At 71.2% G+C, this 16,789-nt stretch carries 14 protein-coding genes; 9 read left to right on the top strand and 5 right to left on the bottom strand.

Annotated features, from left to right (window positions below; genetic code table 11):
• Positions 1-168: 168 nt before the first annotated feature.
• Positions 169-1,101, bottom strand: coding sequence for a hypothetical protein (locus ACJA3G_RS11685; protein ID WP_406552856.1), 933 nt, complete (start codon positions 1,099-1,101; stop codon positions 169-171).
• A 283-nt stretch (positions 1,102-1,384) separates the two neighbouring features.
• Between ACJA3G_RS11685 and ACJA3G_RS11680 the strand changes: the two genes are divergently transcribed.
• Both ACJA3G_RS11680 and ACJA3G_RS11675 read left to right on the top strand, forming a co-directional pair.
• Positions 1,385-3,523, top strand: a complete 2,139-nt coding sequence (locus ACJA3G_RS11680; RefSeq protein ID WP_406552855.1) for a M4 family metallopeptidase — start codon at positions 1,385-1,387, stop codon at positions 3,521-3,523.
• A 230-nt stretch (positions 3,524-3,753) separates the two neighbouring features.
• Complete coding sequence (locus tag ACJA3G_RS11675) at positions 3,754-4,401, top strand: DUF1772 domain-containing protein (RefSeq protein WP_406552854.1); 648 nt, start codon at positions 3,754-3,756, stop codon at positions 4,399-4,401.
• A gap of 86 nt (positions 4,402-4,487) precedes the next feature.
• On the opposite strand, the gene ACJA3G_RS11670 is transcribed toward ACJA3G_RS11675, so the two are convergent.
• Together ACJA3G_RS11670 and ACJA3G_RS11665 are read right to left on the bottom strand one after the other, a co-directional pair.
• Entirely contained in the window at positions 4,488-5,528 is a 1,041-nt protein-coding gene (locus tag ACJA3G_RS11670; RefSeq protein ID WP_406552853.1) for a vWA domain-containing protein, read from the bottom strand.
• Positions 5,529-5,616: 88 nt separating this feature from the next.
• The gene (locus ACJA3G_RS11665; protein ID WP_406552852.1) at positions 5,617-7,446 is read right to left on the bottom strand and encodes a sugar-binding protein; all 1,830 of its coding nucleotides are present in this window, start codon (positions 7,444-7,446) and stop codon (positions 5,617-5,619) included.
• A gap of 346 nt (positions 7,447-7,792) precedes the next feature.
• Here ACJA3G_RS11665 and ACJA3G_RS11660 point away from each other — a divergent pair, with 346 nt between their 5' ends.
• From ACJA3G_RS11660 to ACJA3G_RS11630, 7 genes are all read left to right on the top strand, one after another.
• Positions 7,793-8,479 carry a class I SAM-dependent DNA methyltransferase gene (locus ACJA3G_RS11660; RefSeq protein ID WP_406552851.1) on the top strand — a complete coding sequence of 229 codons (687 nt, stop codon included), beginning with the start codon at positions 7,793-7,795 and terminating at the stop codon, positions 8,477-8,479.
• A gap of 72 nt (positions 8,480-8,551) precedes the next feature.
• Complete coding sequence (locus ACJA3G_RS11655; protein WP_406552850.1) at positions 8,552-9,595, top strand: YihY/virulence factor BrkB family protein; 1,044 nt, start codon at positions 8,552-8,554, stop codon at positions 9,593-9,595.
• 407 nt (positions 9,596-10,002) lie between these two features.
• Positions 10,003-10,113, top strand: a complete 111-nt coding sequence (locus tag ACJA3G_RS11650; protein WP_228624525.1) for a keywimysin-related RiPP — start codon at positions 10,003-10,005, stop codon at positions 10,111-10,113.
• Between the two features lie 27 nt (positions 10,114-10,140).
• Positions 10,141-11,997, top strand: coding sequence for a lasso peptide isopeptide bond-forming cyclase (locus tag ACJA3G_RS11645; RefSeq protein WP_406552849.1), 1,857 nt, complete (start codon positions 10,141-10,143; stop codon positions 11,995-11,997).
• Between the two features lie 25 nt (positions 11,998-12,022).
• The gene (locus ACJA3G_RS11640; protein ID WP_406552848.1) at positions 12,023-12,277 is read left to right on the top strand and encodes a lasso peptide biosynthesis PqqD family chaperone; all 255 of its coding nucleotides are present in this window, start codon (positions 12,023-12,025) and stop codon (positions 12,275-12,277) included.
• On the top strand, positions 12,274-12,708 hold the full coding sequence (locus tag ACJA3G_RS11635) for a lasso peptide biosynthesis B2 protein (protein WP_406552847.1): 435 nt from the start codon (positions 12,274-12,276) through the stop codon (positions 12,706-12,708). Before ACJA3G_RS11640 ends, ACJA3G_RS11635 begins: the two co-directional genes overlap by 4 nt.
• On the top strand, positions 12,705-14,546 hold the full coding sequence (locus ACJA3G_RS11630; protein WP_406552846.1) for an ABC transporter ATP-binding protein: 1,842 nt from the start codon (positions 12,705-12,707) through the stop codon (positions 14,544-14,546). The genes ACJA3G_RS11635 and ACJA3G_RS11630 overlap by 4 nt, the downstream gene beginning before the upstream one ends.
• Positions 14,547-14,653: 107 nt before the next feature.
• Here ACJA3G_RS11630 and ligD read toward each other — a convergent pair whose 3' ends face one another.
• Entirely contained in the window at positions 14,654-15,571 is a 918-nt protein-coding gene (gene ligD, locus ACJA3G_RS11625; protein WP_406552845.1) for a non-homologous end-joining DNA ligase, read from the bottom strand.
• A 67-nt stretch (positions 15,572-15,638) separates the two neighbouring features.
• Positions 15,639-16,292 (bottom strand): DNA polymerase ligase N-terminal domain-containing protein, encoded by a 654-nt coding sequence (locus ACJA3G_RS11620; protein WP_406552844.1) that lies wholly within the window; start codon positions 16,290-16,292, stop codon positions 15,639-15,641.
• Positions 16,293-16,789 lie beyond the last annotated feature (497 nt).

Genomic DNA, 16,789 nt, shown 5'->3' with positions numbered 1-16,789 from the left:
GTGGCGGTGGTGGCAGCGGTGGTGGCGGTGGCGGTGGCGCAGCGTGCCCGGCGGGCCCCTCGTCGCGCCGGGGTCACCGCGACGCGGGGCCCGACCCGCTCGTCCGCCCCGCTCCTACCGACAGCCGACAGCCGACGGCGCGCGGCACCGCCCCCACGTCCCCCTACGTCACTCCCATTCCCAGCGCATCGCCTGGAACCCCGGCCCCGGGTCCTCCACGGTGAACGCGGCGCGGCCCGATGCGCTGATCCAGACCTGTTCGGCGGGGTGCATGGGGCCGCCCGCGGTGGTGCCGGAGTAGCGGTGGCAGCGGACCGGGACGGCGTCGGGGTGGAACTGGACCTCAAGGGTATAGAGCCGGGCGGGTGCGCGGAAGCCGGTGCCGACCTCACTGGTGCGGGCGCCGGTGGTCGAGAAGGCGTAGGTGTACTCGATCACGTCGGTCTCACCCTTGGTGAGGACCCGGTCGAGGAGCAGTTCCGCGACGGACAGCGGCACGGACGTATCGGAACGCACCCGCCCTTTACGGGCATTGCGGATACCGACGATCTCGGGCAGGTCGCGCTGCGGGTCGTCGCCCCGGCTGATCAGCACCAGCCGGTCCACCCGCTCGTGCTCGGCGCGCAGCACCATGGTGACGGTCAGCCGTCGCTCGGCGCCGTTCTCGTCGATCTCGTACCGGTCGTGCACGGCGAGCCGGGTCAGTCCGTCGTCGGTGGAGCCCATCGCGTCGAGCAGGCCGGGCAGGCTCTTGTACTGCTGCCACAGGTGCTCCGTATCCAGGGTCTGGGGCGCGCGGTTGACCCAGCGTCCGCGCGGGCGCTGCGGGCCGAGCAGGGAGACCAGGGAGTCGGTGGGCAGGCCGAGCAGTTCCTCCAGGAGCCGTATGGCCTGGCGGGACTGGGGGCGTTCCGGGCGGCTCCGGCCGCGCCGCCAGTAGCTGAGCGTGGTCACGCTGACCGCGACCCCGCGGGCCGCCAGCCGGTGCTGGATGCGTTCCAGACTGAGGCCACTGGCGCGCACCGCACAGTCGAGCGCGGTCTCGAACGGGCCGTGGCGCAGGGCGTCGGCCAGTTCGGGCAGGGGGGCTTGAGTGGGCACAGGTGATCCGTCCTGCGTGCCGTGCGGGGTTATCACATGCTAGCGACTTCCGGCCAAACAGCGGGTGACGCAGGTCACGATCTGAACAGTCTTGGCCGAGGCCCCGGTTGCGCCGGGAGGGTCACCGACCGTTCGGTCAGGCCTCCGCACACACGCCCATCAGGGCAGGAAACAGCGGGGACACATACCCGTTACTTGTCATGCTCGTTTCACAGGGCTGCTTATTAAACAGTATTGGCATCTCATTGCCCCGGAGACCCAAATCCCGCCATTCTCCGGCCTCATGAAACGATCTGTGTTCGTCGGCACGCTGTCCCTCGCGGTCAGCGGCCTTCTGATAGCCGGTGCGGGCACCCCCGCCTCCGCCGCCAAGGGCCCCCGAGCCGTCTCGCCGAAGGTCAGCAAGACGCAGGCCCTGCGGGATGCCACCGCCGAGGTGGCCGCCAGCCCCCACGCGGTCCGGGCCGGCGTCCACGACACCTTCGTGGCGCACGACGTGACCGTCGACAAGGACGGCACCCGCCACGTCCACCTGGACCGTCGCTACCAGGGCCTGCCGGTCCTCGGCGGTGACGTCATCGTGCACTCCGCCCCCAACGGTGAGCTGAGCTCGACCTCGCTCACCCTCAAGGCCCCGCTGTCGCTCTCGGTGACGCCGAAGGTCAGCAAGCAGCGCGCGGTGGCCGTGGCCGTCGCGAAGTTCAAGGGCACCAGGAAGGGCAGCAAGGCCGATCTCGTCGTCGACGCGACGGCGGCCACGCCGACGCTCGCCTGGCAGGTCGTCGTCGACGGCACCGCCCCCGACGGCTCGCCCAGCCACGTCCACACGCTGGTCGACGCGGCGACCGGCAAGGCCGGGAAGTCCTGGAACACCTTCCACAGCACGGTGGTGCCGGGCCAGACCGCCACCGCGCCGCAGAGCTCCTCGCTCGCCGGCGCCGCAGCCTCGGGCACCGGCCACGGCTACCAGGTCGGCGACGTGACGCTGGGCACGAGCAGCGTCTCCGGCGGATACGAGCTGAAGGACCCGACCCGCGGTAACGGGGAGACGCGGGACGCCCAGAACAAGACCGTCACCAACGACTCGCCGCCGGCCGGCTGGGGCGTCGCCTTCACCGACACGGACAACGTGTGGGGCAACGGCACCCTCAGCGACCGCGCCACGGTCGCCGTGGACGCCCATTACGGCATCCAGGCCACCTGGGATTACTACAAGAACGTCCACGGCCGCAACGGCATCAAGAACGACGGTGTCGGCGCCCGCTCCTTCGTCCACTACGGCAGCAACTACGACAACGCCGGCTGGGACGACGACAGCTTCAGCATGATCTACGGCGACGGCGCCGTCGGCCAGAAGCCGTTCACCGAGCTGGACGTGGCCGGCCACGAGATGAGCCACGGCGTCACCGCGGCCACCGCGGGCCTGAACTACTTCGGTGACGCGGGCGGCATGAACGAGTCCACCTCGGACATCTTCGGCACCCTGGTCGAGTTCAACGCCAACAGCCCGGCGGACAAGCCCGACTACCTCATCGGCGAGAAGATCAGCACCACGCCGCTGCGGTACATGGACGACCCGAAGAAGGACGGCGTCTCCCAGAGCTGCTGGACCACCAACACCAAGAACCTGGACCCGCACTACTCGTCCGGCGTCGGCAACCACTGGTTCTACCTGATGGCGGTCGGTTCCGGCTCGTCCAGCTACGGCAACAGCCCCACCTGCGACGGCGGCACGGTCACCGGCCTCGGCAACGACGCCACCGGCAAGATCTGGTACCGCGCGCTCACCACGTACCTGACGGCCGCCTCCACCTACGCCGACGCCCGTACCGCGACCATCAAGGCCGCGACCGACCTGTACGGCGCCAGCAGCACCCAGTGCACCACCGTCGAGAAGGCCTGGAGCGGCGTCGCCGTCGCCCCGACCGCCACCACCTGCGGCGGCGGGACCACGCAGCCGCCGAGCGGCTCCAACCTGCTGCTCAACCCCGGCTTCGAGTCGGGCGCGACCAAGTGGACCGCGTCCTCCGGTGCCATCACCAACGACACCGGCGCCACCGCGCACAGCGGCTCGTACTACGCCTGGCTGGACGGCTACGGCTCCTCCCACACCGACACCCTGTCCCAGTCGGTGACCATCCCGGCGACGGCCGCGGCCCCGAAGCTCTCCTTCTGGCTCGCGATCGACACCAAGGAGACCGGCAGCACCGCGTACGACACCCTCAAGGCGCAGGTCGTCTCCGGCACCACGACGACCACCCTGGCGACGTACTCCAACACCACCCCGAGCGGCTACGTCCAGCGCACCCTGGACCTGTCCGCCTTCAAGGGCAAGACGGTCACCATCAAGTTCACGGGCGCCGAGGATTCCTCGGCGGCCACCAGCTTCCTGATCGACGACACCTCGGTCACGACCGGCTGATCCGGCGCACCACACGGCACCGGCTTTGAGCAACGGCCCGGACGGGATGCCCCCAACGCCCCGTCCGGGCCGTTTCGTGCCTGGAGACTCGCGTATGCGGCTGAGCGTCTGGGCCATGGCCGCGTACGGGCCCTCCGCGATGAGATGACCAGGTCACCCGGTGCGACGGGTCACCACGGCCGGAGCGGTCGTGTGAATGCCACGCGGAGGGTTTTATGAGTCACCCGGAGATGTCTCGCAGCACCGGCACGACCGACGACGATGTGTCCGTACGGATGTCGGCAGGACTGCCCGGTGCACACCCCCGCTCCCCGCGGCTCCCCGCACACCTCTCGCGGGACGGCCGGGACCGGTTGACGGGGCCGCTTCTGGGCGTCGCCGCCCTCGCGATGGGTCTGATGGCCGGGCTCTTCTTCGCTTTCGACGTGTCCGTCATGCCGGGCCTGGCGAGGGGCGACGACCGTACGTATGCCACGGCCATGCGGAACATCAACGCCGTCATCGACGGCAGCGGCCCGTTCGCCCTGGTCTTCCTCGGCGCACTGGCGGTCACCGCGTGGGCGGCGGTCCGCGCCTTCCGCAAGCAGCAGCGGCCGATGGGATGGTGGCTCCTGGCGGCAGCGCTGTGCTACCTGGCCGTGCTGGCGCTGACCATGGGGATCAACATCCCCCTCAACAACCGACTTGCCGACCTGGGCCGCCCCGGGCCCTCCACCGACTATTCAGTGATCGCGGACTTCAAGGGCACCTGGGAGACGGCCAACATCTTCCGTACGCTGCTGTGCCTCATCGCCCTGAGCGGCATCGTGCGCGCCCTGCTGCTGCACGGCCGCGCCACACCCCGGCCCGGCAACGGCTCCGTCTCTTCGCAGTCATAGGCCGCACCCGACTACCCGGGCTCCGATGGAGCTCGGGTACTCGGACGGTCGGGCAGGGGCGCGGGCGACGGGAGACCGGCGAGGCGTCAGATCATCAGCAGGAGCCGCGTGTTCGGCACGAGCTTCCGGTTCACGCTGGTGCTCTGCACGAAGATGGTGAAGTCGTCGTTGTGGTCCGGCTTGACGCGGGCTTCCGCGTCCGGCAGACCGAGCAGGGCCCGGGCCTCGGGCCCCGTGTACACCCGGTCCGTCTTCTTCTCCAGCACGGCGATCTGCTTGCGCGCCTGGATCTTCTCCGACTTGCTGAGCTGGTAGAACGCGCAGCCCGTACGGTAGGTGTGTCCGCATTCGACGACCCAGTCGCGTATCGCCGCCTCGCGCGCCACCGGGATCAGCTGGTACGTGGACGGGTCCACCGGCGCGAGACCGGCCGCCTTGATGGTGTCCTTGTTGACGGCGTCGGCGCCCGTGGAGAACACCGCCCGCGAGCCCCGGATGCCCTGGGCGCGGCCCACCATGAAGTTCTCGGTGGCCTGCTGGATGACCTGTCCGGCCTCCTCCAGGCCCCGGGTGCTGGTGGCGTCCCAGATGGCGATGTTGTCCTTGGGGAAGCCGCACTGCATGGCCTCGCGCTTGCCCATCTGGTCCGGCACCAGAACGGCCAGCGTCCAGTTGTCCTGCTGTGTCTCCATCATCTCGGCGACGGCCTTGATCAGGGCGCGTGGGTCCCGGCTGGGGGCGTCGGGGCTGCGATGGCTCGCGTTCTCCTGGCCGTCGGTGAGCACGAACGTCAGGAAGCTGTGGTCGCCGTACAGTTGCGCCGTCTGCGCCAGCTCCCGCTGCGACTTCAGGGCCGCGGCCAGCAGAGCCGTCATCCCGCCGACCCGGTACAACTGCTTCAGGGACGGCATCCGCAGCACGTCCTTGTCGTAGATGACACACTCGACCGTGTCCGCGAACACGTACACCGTGACGCGGGTCTCCTGCTCCAACTCCCTTGAGCGGCGGGCGAGATACGCGATCTGCTGGTCGGCGACCTCGACGACCTTGCCGCTGAGGTGCGACATGGATGAGCTGGCATCCAGCACGAGAGCGACGTGGTTGATGTAGTTCTGGTTTCCGGACATGACGAGTCCCCCCTCTTTCTCGGATTCGATACGTCGATCCTCCCACCCACCACTGACAATCGATCTTGGTCCGGGTTCGGGGACGGCCCTACGCCCGGGGGCCTCCGGCGAGGGGGACGCCGGTGCGCCGGGCCTGCTCCACGGAGGCTCTGGAGTCGACGCTCCGGGCCGCCTCCTGAGGGATGCGGGCGGGCCACGCCGGGTGGCCGGGCGGCGGGACGTACCCCGGCAGGCGCAGGGTGCCCCAGACGTAGGGGTCGGCCTGGGCACTGCCGAAGGGGGACCAGGCGAGCCGCGTCTGACCGGTCCGGTCCCCGGTGTCGGAGTCGTAGAGGAGGACGTTGACGGCGAGGTGTTGGGGGTCGACGCCGGTGGGCAGTTCGGTGAGCGGGATCTTCACCTCGACCGAGTAGCCCCGGTACGGGTCGGTCACCGAGGAGGCGACGGCCATACCGGGAGCGGTGCTGCCCGCGGGTCCCTGGCGGTTGTCCGCGTCGCGCTCCGCACAGGGCCCCTCGCCGCCCCTGGTGAAGGGCAGTACACCGGTTTTGAAGGTGGTCGAGGTGTCGTCGGAGTTGCCTCGCGGGTCGAGGGCGATCTCGACGGCGTCGGTCCGCCAGTGGCGTTTGCAGTCGGTCACGGCGTCCAGGGCGTACCCCTTGACGTCGTCGGCGACGTGGATCAGTACGTACAGGTCGTCAGCCCGGCGCGAGAAGCGGACGTCTGCCGCGCAGTCCCTCTCGTCGGCGCACCGCTCGCCCTCCCACGGGGTGAGGCGCGAGGCCGGGCCGGGGTACTCGCCCGCGCCGGCCTTTCCGTCCACGACGGGAGCCCGCGCCACCGCGGGCGCGTCGGCGGAGGGGGTGGCCGGATAGGCGGGCTGGGCGTCGTTGGCGAGCCACGGCATGCGCACCCGGCGCGTCCAGGCGCGGAAGTCGGCGTACAGCGGGCGCAGGCCGGGCTGGTCCCGTGTGGCGGGCGCCTGGGGCCTGCGGTCGTCAGCCAGGACGGTCAGCCACTCGCAGGGGAGCTTTCGCCGGGGGGACTCGACGGTCGGCGGAAGCGAGGCGAAGCCCTGGGTGGCGTACTCGCGGGCGGCGTCCCGTTCGATCTGGGCCCATGTCCTGCCGTGGTACCGGTGGGAAGTGACCCCGGTCCAGACCCCGATGACGGGGAGCCCGGTGTGAGGGTCGCGCGCGTGCTGTTCGGCGCATTTCTCCCCCACCGGCCCCTGGAAGCCGCTGTTCTGGGCGAGCAGACGGGACGGCTTCCACGCCGCGTACTTCTCCCGGGTGATCTGCTCGGGAAAGGCCTTCGGGTCGCCCGCGGCCCGGAACGCCTCGACGGCGAGACGCGCCGCCTCCTGGTGTCCTCCGTGCTGGCGGAAGGGACGCGGGTCCATGACCACCACCTCCCGCGGAGTGGTCGCCCGGATCAGCCGGACGAGCCGCGCGAGGGTGTCCGTCGGCGGCTGTGGCGACCGGTTCCAGACCGCGGCGGTCAGCGGAGCGGACAGCGTGTACCAGAAGTCGGGCTTGTCGAGATAGAAGACGTTACGGATGCCGGCTCGCCGTACCGCCTTGCGTTCCTCGCCCTCACGGATCATCCCGAGAGCGGCGCCCTCCTCGGGGCCGACGGCGTTCCCACCGCCCTCACCCCGGGTGATGGTGACCACGCCGGTGCTCAGCCCACGCCGCTCCCCCCATTGACCGAAAGTGGCCAGCAACGGGGACTCGTCGTCCGGGTGGGCTCCGACGAACAGGACGTCAGTGTGCGCCGGGCCCGCCCGGCCGGGGGCGGCGACGGCCGCCGGCGGACCCGCTCGGGCCGTGTCCGCGACCGCCGGCAGCACGCATCCGACCACACCGAGGGCCGTACACCCCGCCCACAGCCCATGCCGGAGCCTCGATCGCAACAAGACAGCCCCTTCCTTCCCGCTCAGTGTGCGACGGGCCGCACCGCATGTCACCGGCGACCGCATGTCTCCGGCCAGCCTGCCGGACAGGGGCTGCCTCTTTCCGTAAGGAGGGCGGGAGTTCGGCACGCGTCGCGACGCCGGCCTCACGGACGTCGACCAGGCCGCCGCTCAGGCCACGGAACCCGGCGATACTGACACCGGGGGCACCTTGCTGTGCCGCGACGGCCGCGCCACATCCCAGACAGTCACGGCGTGAGGCTCGCACCCGGCGGGTCGCATCACCTCATGCCAGGGGGCGGTGGAGGGGGTGTAGGTCGCCGCCCTCTCCTCCCGTTACGGTCTTCGGATGACCGGACTCGAACAAGGCCCCTCGCACTCCACCCGCGAGGCCTACGACGCCATCGCCACCACCTACGCGCAGCTGTTCCACGACTCCCTGCGCGAGCGCCCTCTGGAGCGTGCCCTCCTCAGCGCCTTCGCGGAGCTGGTGTCGACGAGCGGCGGCGAGGGGCGGGTCGCGGACCTCGGGTGCGGGCCGGGCTACGTCACGACCCATCTTCAGGGGCTGGGGCTCAACGCCTTCGGCATCGACGCCTCCCCCGTGATGGTCGGGCTCGCTCGTGAGGCCCACCCCGGTCTGCGGTTCGAGGTCGGCTCGATGGCCGCGTTGGACATCGAGGACGACGCGCTCGACGGTGTACTCGCGCGATGGTCCGTCATCCACACCCCGCCACCGGAGCTGCCCGCCGTCCTCGCCGAGATCGTCCGGGTCCTGGCCCCCGGCGGCCACCTGCTGATCGCGTTCCCCGCCACGGACGGCCCGCACGACGAGCCCCAGGCCTACGACCACGCGGTGGCTACGGCCTACCGCTGGTCCCCCGACCGCCTCGCCGAACTCCTCGGTGACCAGGGCCTGAAGGAGTCGGCCCGCCTCGTGATGGAGCCGAAGCCCACTGACCAGCGGCAGTTCCAGGAGGTCCAGCTCCTCGCGCGAAAGACGCAGCCCGAGGAGCCGCTCACCGAGATCGCGTGACAGCGCCGGTACCTCTTCCTGTGGGACATGCCGCCCCTGTGAGACACGGCGTCCCCGGGGTAACCGCGCCCCATGGCGAGCTGGCATCTTCACGGGCGACAGGACAACGGCGGCGACGACGCGGCACCGCGGGAGGCCGGCCCGGCGCCGGAGGTGGAGGAGGCGGCGCCGGATGCCCCTGTGAAGCTCCCGAGGCGCGCGTGGGTCGCCGTACTCAAAGGCAGTCTGCGGGAGTTCACGGACGACGAGCTGAGCGACCGCGCTGCGGCGCTCACGTACTACAGCGTGCTGTCACTGTTCCCCGCGCTCCTGGTCCTGGTCTCGCTGCTCGGCATCACGGGCAGGTCGACCACCGACAAGGTGCTGCACAACGTCCAGCGGTTCGCGCCCGGCCCGGCCCGGGACCTTCTCACCGACGCGGTGCGGAAGCTGCAGGACAGCGCGGGCCTGGGCTCGGTGATGGCGGTCGTCGGTCTCGTGCTCGCGGTGTGGTCGGCGTCGAGTTATGTCGCGGCGTTCATCCGTGCGGCGAACGCGGTCTACGAGATGCCCGAGGGCCGGCCCGTCTGGAAGATCCTCCCCGTACGGATCGGGCTGACCGTCGTCCTGATGGTCCTGGCGGTGCTCAGCGCGCTGATCGTGGTCTTCACCGGAAGCGTGGCCCGCCATGTGGGGATCGCCCTCGGTGTCGGCAGTGCCGGTCTGTCGGTGTGGTCGGTCGCCAAGTGGCCCGTGCTGGCCGCCCTCGTCACCCTCATGATCGCGCTCCTGTACTGGGCGGCTCCGAACGCCAAGGTGAAGGGCGTCAAGTGGGTCACCCCGGGCAGTCTCCTGGCCCTGCTGATCTGGATGATCGCCTCCGCCGCGTTCGCGTTCTACGTCGCCGACTTCGCCTCGTACAACAAGACCTACGGCGCGATGGCGGGCGTGATCGTCTTCCTGGTGTGGCTGTGGATCACCAATCTGGCGATTCTGCTGGGGCTGGAGTTCGACGCGGAGATCGTGCGCCAGCGGGCGATCGCCGGTGGGATGCCGCCGGACGAGGAGCCGTACGCGCAGCCGCGCGACACCAGGACATGGGACGAGGAGGACCGGCGCCGACTGCGGAAAGCCTGAACCACCGCCCCGCCAGAACTTCGTGTACCCCGTGCATCTCTCGAGCGGGGGCGCACCACTGCCGGGCGTAGTACGGCGAAGGCGTGAGACGGCATCCCGGGCGCCCGGTATCTTTGCGGCGCCCCAGTAGTGCGCCCCCTTCCACCGCCGGACAAGAGTTCACCAAGCGTGCTGATGGAATCGTTCCGCTCACCGCGCGAACAGGAATCCGTTCCTGTTTCGCACCGACCGTGGTCCGGACCTGAAATGCCTCCGCATTTCCGTCGCGGCCCGACGGTCGGATAATCATATGAAGCTCGACGCCCTTGCCTTCCCCTGCTGACCTGCGAATACCGTTGCACCTGACCACCTCCCGGCTCTCCGGATGGTGGTGACGTTCAGTCAGAGGGAAAAGAGAAGGAGTCGTCATGAAGAAGGCGTACGAAGCTCCGACGCTCGTCCGACTGGGTTCTTTCCGGAAGGAGACGGGACTTCTGCAGCGACACGGAAACGACCGTCTCATTCTCAGCAAGAACTGACGGTCGACGGTACGTCGATTCGACGTCATGACTGACACGCACGCAGGTGCGGGTCCGGGCCGCGGCGACGCGCACTTTGTGGTCCTTCCGGACCGCGAGGAAGCCGCCGCCGCGGCCCGCCTCTTCACCCGCCCCGGAACCCGTACCCTGCCCCACGCCTCGGGCCGTCCCTGGCTGATCGGCCGGTGGCACGACGACGAGATCGTGACCGCCCAGGCAGGAACCACGGCCCTCGCCGCCATCGGCTGCTGTCCGCTCGACGGCCCCCGACTGCGCCGCCACGCAGGGCAGTTGCGCGGCCTCACCCAGCTCGACGCACTGGCCCGCTCCACCGCCGGCAGCTTCCATCTGGTGGCCGCGCACGACGGCCGCCTCCGCGTCCAGGGCACCGCGTCCGGACTGCGGCTCGTCTTCCACGCGGAGATCGGTGGCGTACGCGTCGCCGCCACCCGGGCCGACATCCTCGCCGCCGCCCTCGGCCGGGAACCGGACGTCGAACAGGTGGCGGTCAGGCTGCTGTGGCCGGTCCCCCATCCGTTGCAGGAAGCGCCGCTGTGGAAAGGCATCACCGCGGTGCCACCGCAGGACGCCCTCGTCGTCGCGGCAGACGGCCGGTCCACCCGCCACGCGCGCTGGTGGACACCGCCCGAGCCGGTCCGCTCGCTCTCCGCCGGGGCCGCCCTGGCCCGCGACGCCCTCGCCGACGCCGTCCACGCCCGTACCCGGCAGGGCGGCACGGTCAGCTGCGACCTGTCCGGAGGCCTGGACTCCACGTCCATCTGCTTCCTGGCCGACCGCTCCCCCTCCCACGTAGTGGCCAGCACCTGGCCCGGACGCGATCCCGCCGACACCGATCTGCACTGGGCCCGGCAGGCCGCCGAATTCCTGCCGGACGTCGAACACGTCGTCTGGGACGCCGACGCCTCTCCGCTCGTCTACACCGGTCTGCTCACCATCGACGACCTGCTGGACGAGCCGACCATCGGCGTCATGGACCGCTCCCGGGTGCTGCACCACCTGCCCGCCATGGCCGATCGGGGCAGCCGTCTGCATCTGACCGGCATCGGCGGCGACCATGTCGCGTGGTGCTCGGAGGCGTACTACCACCGCCTTCTGCGCACCCGCCCGCTGTTCGCCGTGCGCCAGCTGCGGGGCTTCCGCGCCCTGTGGCAGTGGCCGCTCGCCGGGATGGCACGCGCCCTGAGCGACTCCAGGCCGTACGGCAAGTGGCTGGCTGACTCCGTCGGTCACCTGCGCGGTCCCCTTCCCGACACCGTCAGCGGCGCCCTCGGCTGGGGCGGGGAGCCACGGCTGTTCGACTGGGTGACTCCCGAGGGCGAGCAGCTGGCCGCGCGGGCGCTGCGCACCGCGGCCCAGGACGCCCGGCCCCTGCACCGCGACCGCGGACTGCACGCCGACCTGGAGCAGATCCGCTCCTGCACACGGATCATCCGCCAGTGGGACGCGATGGCCGCCAGGGCCGGCGTTCCGATGGCGTCACCGTTCCTGGACGACCGCGTCATCGAGGCGTTCCTCTCGGTCCGGCCCAGCGAACGGGTGTCGCCCTGGCGGTACAAACCCCTGCTGGCCGCCGCCATGCGGGATGTCGTCCCGCAGGTGTGTCTGCGGCGCAACAACAAGGCCGCGGCCTCCATGGACGCCTCCAACGGGCTGCGCGAGCACCGCGCCGACCTCCTCGCGCTGTGGGAGGACTCGCGGCTGGAACAGCTCGGCCTGGTGAACGGTGACGCGCTGCGCGCTCTCGCCCAGCGGCCCGCCACACCCGGACTGCGGCAGGCCATCCTCTACTCCACGATCGCCGCCGAGGTGTGGCTGCGTGGTCTGCCGCGCACCGCGCAGACCTGGGCCACCACCGCCATCTGACCCCCGAGTGAAAGGCAGGCACACCATGGCACTGCGGTTCGCCGCCGACGTCTCCACCGCGCAGACCGACTACGGAACCGTCCTCCTCGATGAACGCAGCGGCCACTACTGGGAGTTGAACCCCACCGCCACCCTGATCGTCGAGACGCTGCTCGCCGGCAAGGACGAGACGGCGGCGGTCGACGCGGTCGTCGCGGAGTTCGACATCGGCCGAGAGCGGGCGCGGCAGGACGTCACCCAGCTGGTCGGCGAACTGCGCGCCTCGGGGCTCGCCGCATGACCACGCCCAGCGCGCTCGAACGCCCCTCCGACGTGCCTTTCGTACGGAAGCTGGGTGCGCGGCTGGTCCTGCTTCCCGCCGTGGTGCTCTCCCTGCTGCCGCCGCGCCGTATCCGCCGCGTCCTGAACGTGCTGCGCCGCGGCGCCGCGCCCGCGACGGCCACCGAGGCGAAGAACGCCCGCGATGCGATGTGCGCCGTGAGCCTGCGCTGCGCCGGGCCCCGCGGGTGCCTGCCGCGTTCCCTGGGCGCCGCGCTGCTGTGCCGGCTCGGCGGCACCTGGCCGACCTGGTGCACGGGAGCGCGTGTCGTACCGCCCTTCACCGCCCATGCCTGGATCGAGGCCGACGGTCGTCCCGTCGACGAAGGAGTGCCCGACGACTACTTCACCCGGTTGATGGCGGTCACCCCGGTGAGCCAGCGCCCTCGATGACCCGCCCCGATGGACAGGGCCCCGACCGTACGACGCGGGGCGCGATCGCCACCATGTTCCGGCTCACCGCCGGACACCGCGGCGCCATGGCCGTCGCCACGGCCCTGACACTGGCGGGCTCCGCCCTGGGGCTGGCCCAGCCTCTCGTCGCCAAACACATCGTGGACGCGAGCGGCGCGGACACGGCCTTCTGGTCGACGCTGGCGCTCCTGGGCGTGCTGTTCACCCTCGAAGCGGTCACCGGTGCCGTGGGCCGCTATCTGCTGGAACGCATGGGCGAGGGCATCGTGTGCCGGCTGCGGCACGGCCTGGTCCGGCATCTGCTCCGGCTGGAGATGAAGGAGTACGACCGCCACCGCAGCGGCGACCTCATCTCCCGGGTCACCTCCGACACCACCCTGCTGCGGGAGGTGGTGGCCCAGGCGCTGGTCGACCTGGGCACGGGCGCCGTCGCGGCGGCGGGCGCGATCGCCCTGATGATGTGGCTGGACCCGCTCCTGCTGCTCCTGGTCGCCCTCACGGTGGCCGCCGCGGCGGTGATCGTCGCGTCCCTGCTCAAGGGCATCAGGGCCGCGTCCGAGCACATGCAGAACGCGGTCGGTGCCATCGCCGCCGAACTGGAGCGTGCGCTGAGCGCCTTGCCGATGGTCCGCGTGCACCGGGCGGAGGACCGCGAGGCGGCACGGATCGGCGAGCGGGTCGACGAGGCCTACCGCGCGGGAGTGCGGACCGCTCAGCTCGCCTCGGTGATGAGCCCCGCCGTCGAACTCGCCGTCCAGGGCTCCTTCCTGCTCGTCCTGGTCATCGGCGGTCTGCGGGTGAACGGCCACACCGGCTCGCTCGGTGACCTGGTCGCCTTCCTGCTGTACGCCTCGTACCTGGTCCTGCCCCTGTCGTCGGTCTTCCGGGCCGTCGGCCTCATCCAGCGCGGCATGGGCGCCTACCAGCGGGTGGCGGAGGCCCACAGCCTCCCCACCGAGCCGGAGCCGACCCCGCGACCCGCCCGGCCCCGCGAGCGCGCCCGCACCGCGTCACCTGCCGCGCACGCGTCCCCACGGCCGAAGGCGGCCCTCGCCCTCCAGGACGTCCACTTCGGCTACCAGCCGGACCGGCCCGTACTGCGCGGGGTCTCCTTCACCGTCCCCCACCGACAGCAGGTCGCCCTGGTCGGACGGTCGGGAGCGGGCAAGAGCACCCTCTTCGCACTGGTCGCGCGGTTCTACGAACCCGACGCGGGAACCCTGCTGTTCGACGGCCGGCCCACGACCGAGCTGAGCCGCGACGGGTGCCGCGCGCATATCGCGGTGGTCGACCAGAACACCCATGTCGTCCACGGCACCCTGCGCGACAACATCACGTATGCGGTGCCGCACGCCGGTGACGCCGAGATCCGCCGTGTCATCGAACTCGCCCAGCTCGAAGGGGTGGTACGTCGTCTGCCCGGCGGTCTCTCGGGTGTCCTCGGCGAGCGCGGCGCGACGCTCTCCGCGGGGGAACGGCAGCGGGTCGCCCTGGCCCGCGCCCTGCTCGCCCGGCCCTCCCTGCTGCTGCTCGACGAGCCGACCTCACACCTGGACGCCATCAACGAGGCAGCCCTCACCACGGTCATGCGGGAAGCCGCCCAGGAGTGCGCTCTGCTGGTCATCGCACATCGTCTGTCCACCGTCCGCCACGCGGACCGGATCGTCGTCCTGGAGGGCGGCCGGGCCATCGCCTGCGGGCGCCACGAGGACCTGCTCTCCTCCAGCCCCGCCTACCGCGAACTCGCCGCCGGTCAGATGCTCACGCCCGGCCCGCCCCTGCCGTCCGCCGCCCGGAACGGCGGCCCGCAGGTGTAGGCCGAGGGCCCCGATCCCCACGCCGGACACCTCGGCGGCGACTGACGGTCGGGCGTCCCTCGGCGTCTGAAGGTTGGGGGTCCCTGACTGGGACGGTTCGGGGTCCCTCATTTCCCGTCGCCCAGCGCCGCGAGGCGCTTGCGGGCCGCGTTCAGGGAACGGCCGCGCGGGGCGTCGTGCCAGGGGTCGTCCTTGAGGAGCTCGTCGACGGTGGAGACCGTCCAGCGACGCGCGGTGAGGTCCGGGGCGTCCAGGTCCTCCCAGGCCAGCGGCGCGGCGACGGGGGCGCCGGGGAGGGCTCGTACGGCGTAGGGAACGACCGCGGTCTGGGCGTATCCGTTGCGCTGGATGTCCAGGTAGAGACGGTCTCCCCGGGCCTGCTTGCGGGCCTGGGTGGTCAGCTGGTCGGGATGGCGGGCGGCGAGGAACCCGGCGACGTCGCCGGCGAACGCGCGGACCTCGTCGAAGGACGCACGCCGGTCCAGGGGCACCGTGACGTGCAGGCCGCGCGAGCCGGTGGTCATCAGCGTCGCGGGGAGCTCCAACTCGTCCAGCAGCTCACGGGTCCACCGGGCCGCGTCCCGTACGCGAGTGAAGTCGTCACCGTGCGGGTCGAGGTCGAAGACGAGCCGGTCGGGGTGGTCGGGGCGGTCGGCCCTGGACAGGAAGCGGTGGAGCGTCAGACACGCCTGGTTGGCGAGGTAGACCAGGGTCGCGGTGTCGTCGCAGACCGTGTAGGTGACGGTGCCGTCCTCCTTGGGCAGCTCCGCCCGGTGGATCCAGTCGGGGAAGTGTTCCGACACCTCCTTCTGCATGAAGGCCGGGCCGTCGACACCGTCCGGGTGGCGTTCGAGCATGAGCGGGCGGTCACGCAGATGCGGCAGCATGCGCCGGGAGACCGTGCGGTAGTAGTCGACGAGGTCGCCCTTGGTGATGCCGTCCTGGGGGAACAGCACCTTGTCCGGGCGGCTGATCTCCACCGTGTGCCCGCCGACGCGGATGCTCCTTGACGTGGTCGTGGTCATCGCCTGCTCCCGCCGGGTTGTTCGCGGATCCTCGTCGGTGAACGTCGTGTGCGCGCGAACGTGGTGCTCATCCGCCGCCACCGGCCGCCTCGGCCGCGACCTGCCGGAGGGTGTGTCCCGTACGTGCCGAGCGGGCGCGGTGCGGGTCGGGGGTGCCGGCGCCGGAGGCCCGCTCGTCGGCGCGCTTCACCAGCAACCACGCCTCACGTTCACCGCGGGTGTCGCGGATACGGGTGAGCGAGTAACCGCCGTGCAGCTTGCGGCCGTCCAGCCAGAACGAGGCGTGCCCCCGCTCCAGCGCGGTCCCGAAGTCGACCTCCGCGCCGCTGCGGTCGGTCGAGATGTTCCGGTAGGTCCCCTCGTCCCAGACGATCACCGTACCGCCCCCGTACTCACCCGCGGCGATCACACCTTCGAACTCCCGGTACTCCAGCGGGTGGTCCTCGGTCGGCATCGCCAACCGCTTGTCGTGCGGATCGGTGGACGGCCCTTTCGGTACCGCCCACGACTTGAGTACGCCGCCGACCTCCAGACGGAAGTCGAAGTGCATGGCGGTCGCCTCATGGATCTGCACCACGAACACGGGCCACCGCGCCTCCGCCCCGTCGTCGGCGCCCTTGGGCTCGGCGGTCCTGGAGAAGTCGCGTCGGCGGTGGTACTCCGCCAGCGCGTCCTTCGGTGCGTCCGTCGTCGCGTCCGTCGTCGCGTCCGTCGATGTCATGGCCACCTCCTGACGGCGGGAGTCGGTGCGGTGCCGGTCGCGCGGCGCTCTCCGCCCCGGGCCTCCGGATGTCGGCTACCCCGTCGGGACGCCGGTACCCGCACGCGTCAGGAACCACCGCCCGTCTCTGCCATTCTCCGGCTCCCCGGCGTACGACGCAGACCGAGCCCCCTCACCACTGTCACGCACAGTAGCGACACGGCGCCCCCGGTGCCCGTCCTGGCGGTCCGGCCGTCTCGGGGCACGCACGGGCCGCCGCAATGGAGACATGCGCCACGAGGTGACCGCCCAATGTGTCGTGACCGCACGTCGCGACACCCCGTGACCGCTCCCACACTTGCGGAACCTGCCCCCCACCCCGCATCTGGAGCCCTCACATGCGTGACCTCAAACGCCTCCGCGTCCGAGACCTGCTCGTCGCGGTCTCGGCGACGCTCGCGTTGTCCCTGAGCGCGGTCCCCGACGCCGTCGCGGCCGTCCCCGCCCCCACTCCGGGA

The sequence above is a fragment of the Streptomyces sp. YS-3 genome, from assembly GCF_045257485.1.
Classification (GTDB): domain Bacteria; phylum Actinomycetota; class Actinomycetes; order Streptomycetales; family Streptomycetaceae; genus Streptomyces.
The sequence above is the reverse complement of the archived record's forward strand: the minus strand, read 5'-3'. Positions and strand labels throughout refer to the sequence as shown.

Bases quoted from the DNA above. Each gene is read 5' to 3' on its own strand.
- ACJA3G_RS11680 (WP_406552855.1), top strand. From the start codon at position 1,385: ATGAAACGATCTGTGTTCGTCGGCACGCTGTCCCTCGCGGTCAGCGGC.
- ACJA3G_RS11675 (WP_406552854.1), top strand. From the start codon at position 3,754: ATGTCTCGCAGCACCGGCACGACCGACGACGATGTGTCCGTACGGATG.
- ACJA3G_RS11670 (WP_406552853.1), bottom strand. From the start codon at position 5,528: ATGTCCGGAAACCAGAACTACATCAACCACGTCGCTCTCGTGCTGGAT.
- ACJA3G_RS11660 (WP_406552851.1), top strand. From the start codon at position 7,793: ATGACCGGACTCGAACAAGGCCCCTCGCACTCCACCCGCGAGGCCTAC.
- ACJA3G_RS11655 (WP_406552850.1), top strand. From the start codon at position 8,552: ATGGCGAGCTGGCATCTTCACGGGCGACAGGACAACGGCGGCGACGAC.
- ACJA3G_RS11650 (WP_228624525.1), top strand. From the start codon at position 10,003: ATGAAGAAGGCGTACGAAGCTCCGACGCTCGTCCGACTGGGTTCTTTC.
- ACJA3G_RS11645 (WP_406552849.1), top strand. From the start codon at position 10,141: ATGACTGACACGCACGCAGGTGCGGGTCCGGGCCGCGGCGACGCGCAC.
- ACJA3G_RS11640 (WP_406552848.1), top strand. From the start codon at position 12,023: ATGGCACTGCGGTTCGCCGCCGACGTCTCCACCGCGCAGACCGACTAC.
- ACJA3G_RS11635 (WP_406552847.1), top strand. From the start codon at position 12,274: ATGACCACGCCCAGCGCGCTCGAACGCCCCTCCGACGTGCCTTTCGTA.
- ACJA3G_RS11630 (WP_406552846.1), top strand. From the start codon at position 12,705: ATGACCCGCCCCGATGGACAGGGCCCCGACCGTACGACGCGGGGCGCG.
- ligD (WP_406552845.1), bottom strand. From the start codon at position 15,571: ATGACCACGACCACGTCAAGGAGCATCCGCGTCGGCGGGCACACGGTG.
- ACJA3G_RS11620 (WP_406552844.1), bottom strand. From the start codon at position 16,292: ATGACATCGACGGACGCGACGACGGACGCGACGACGGACGCACCGAAG.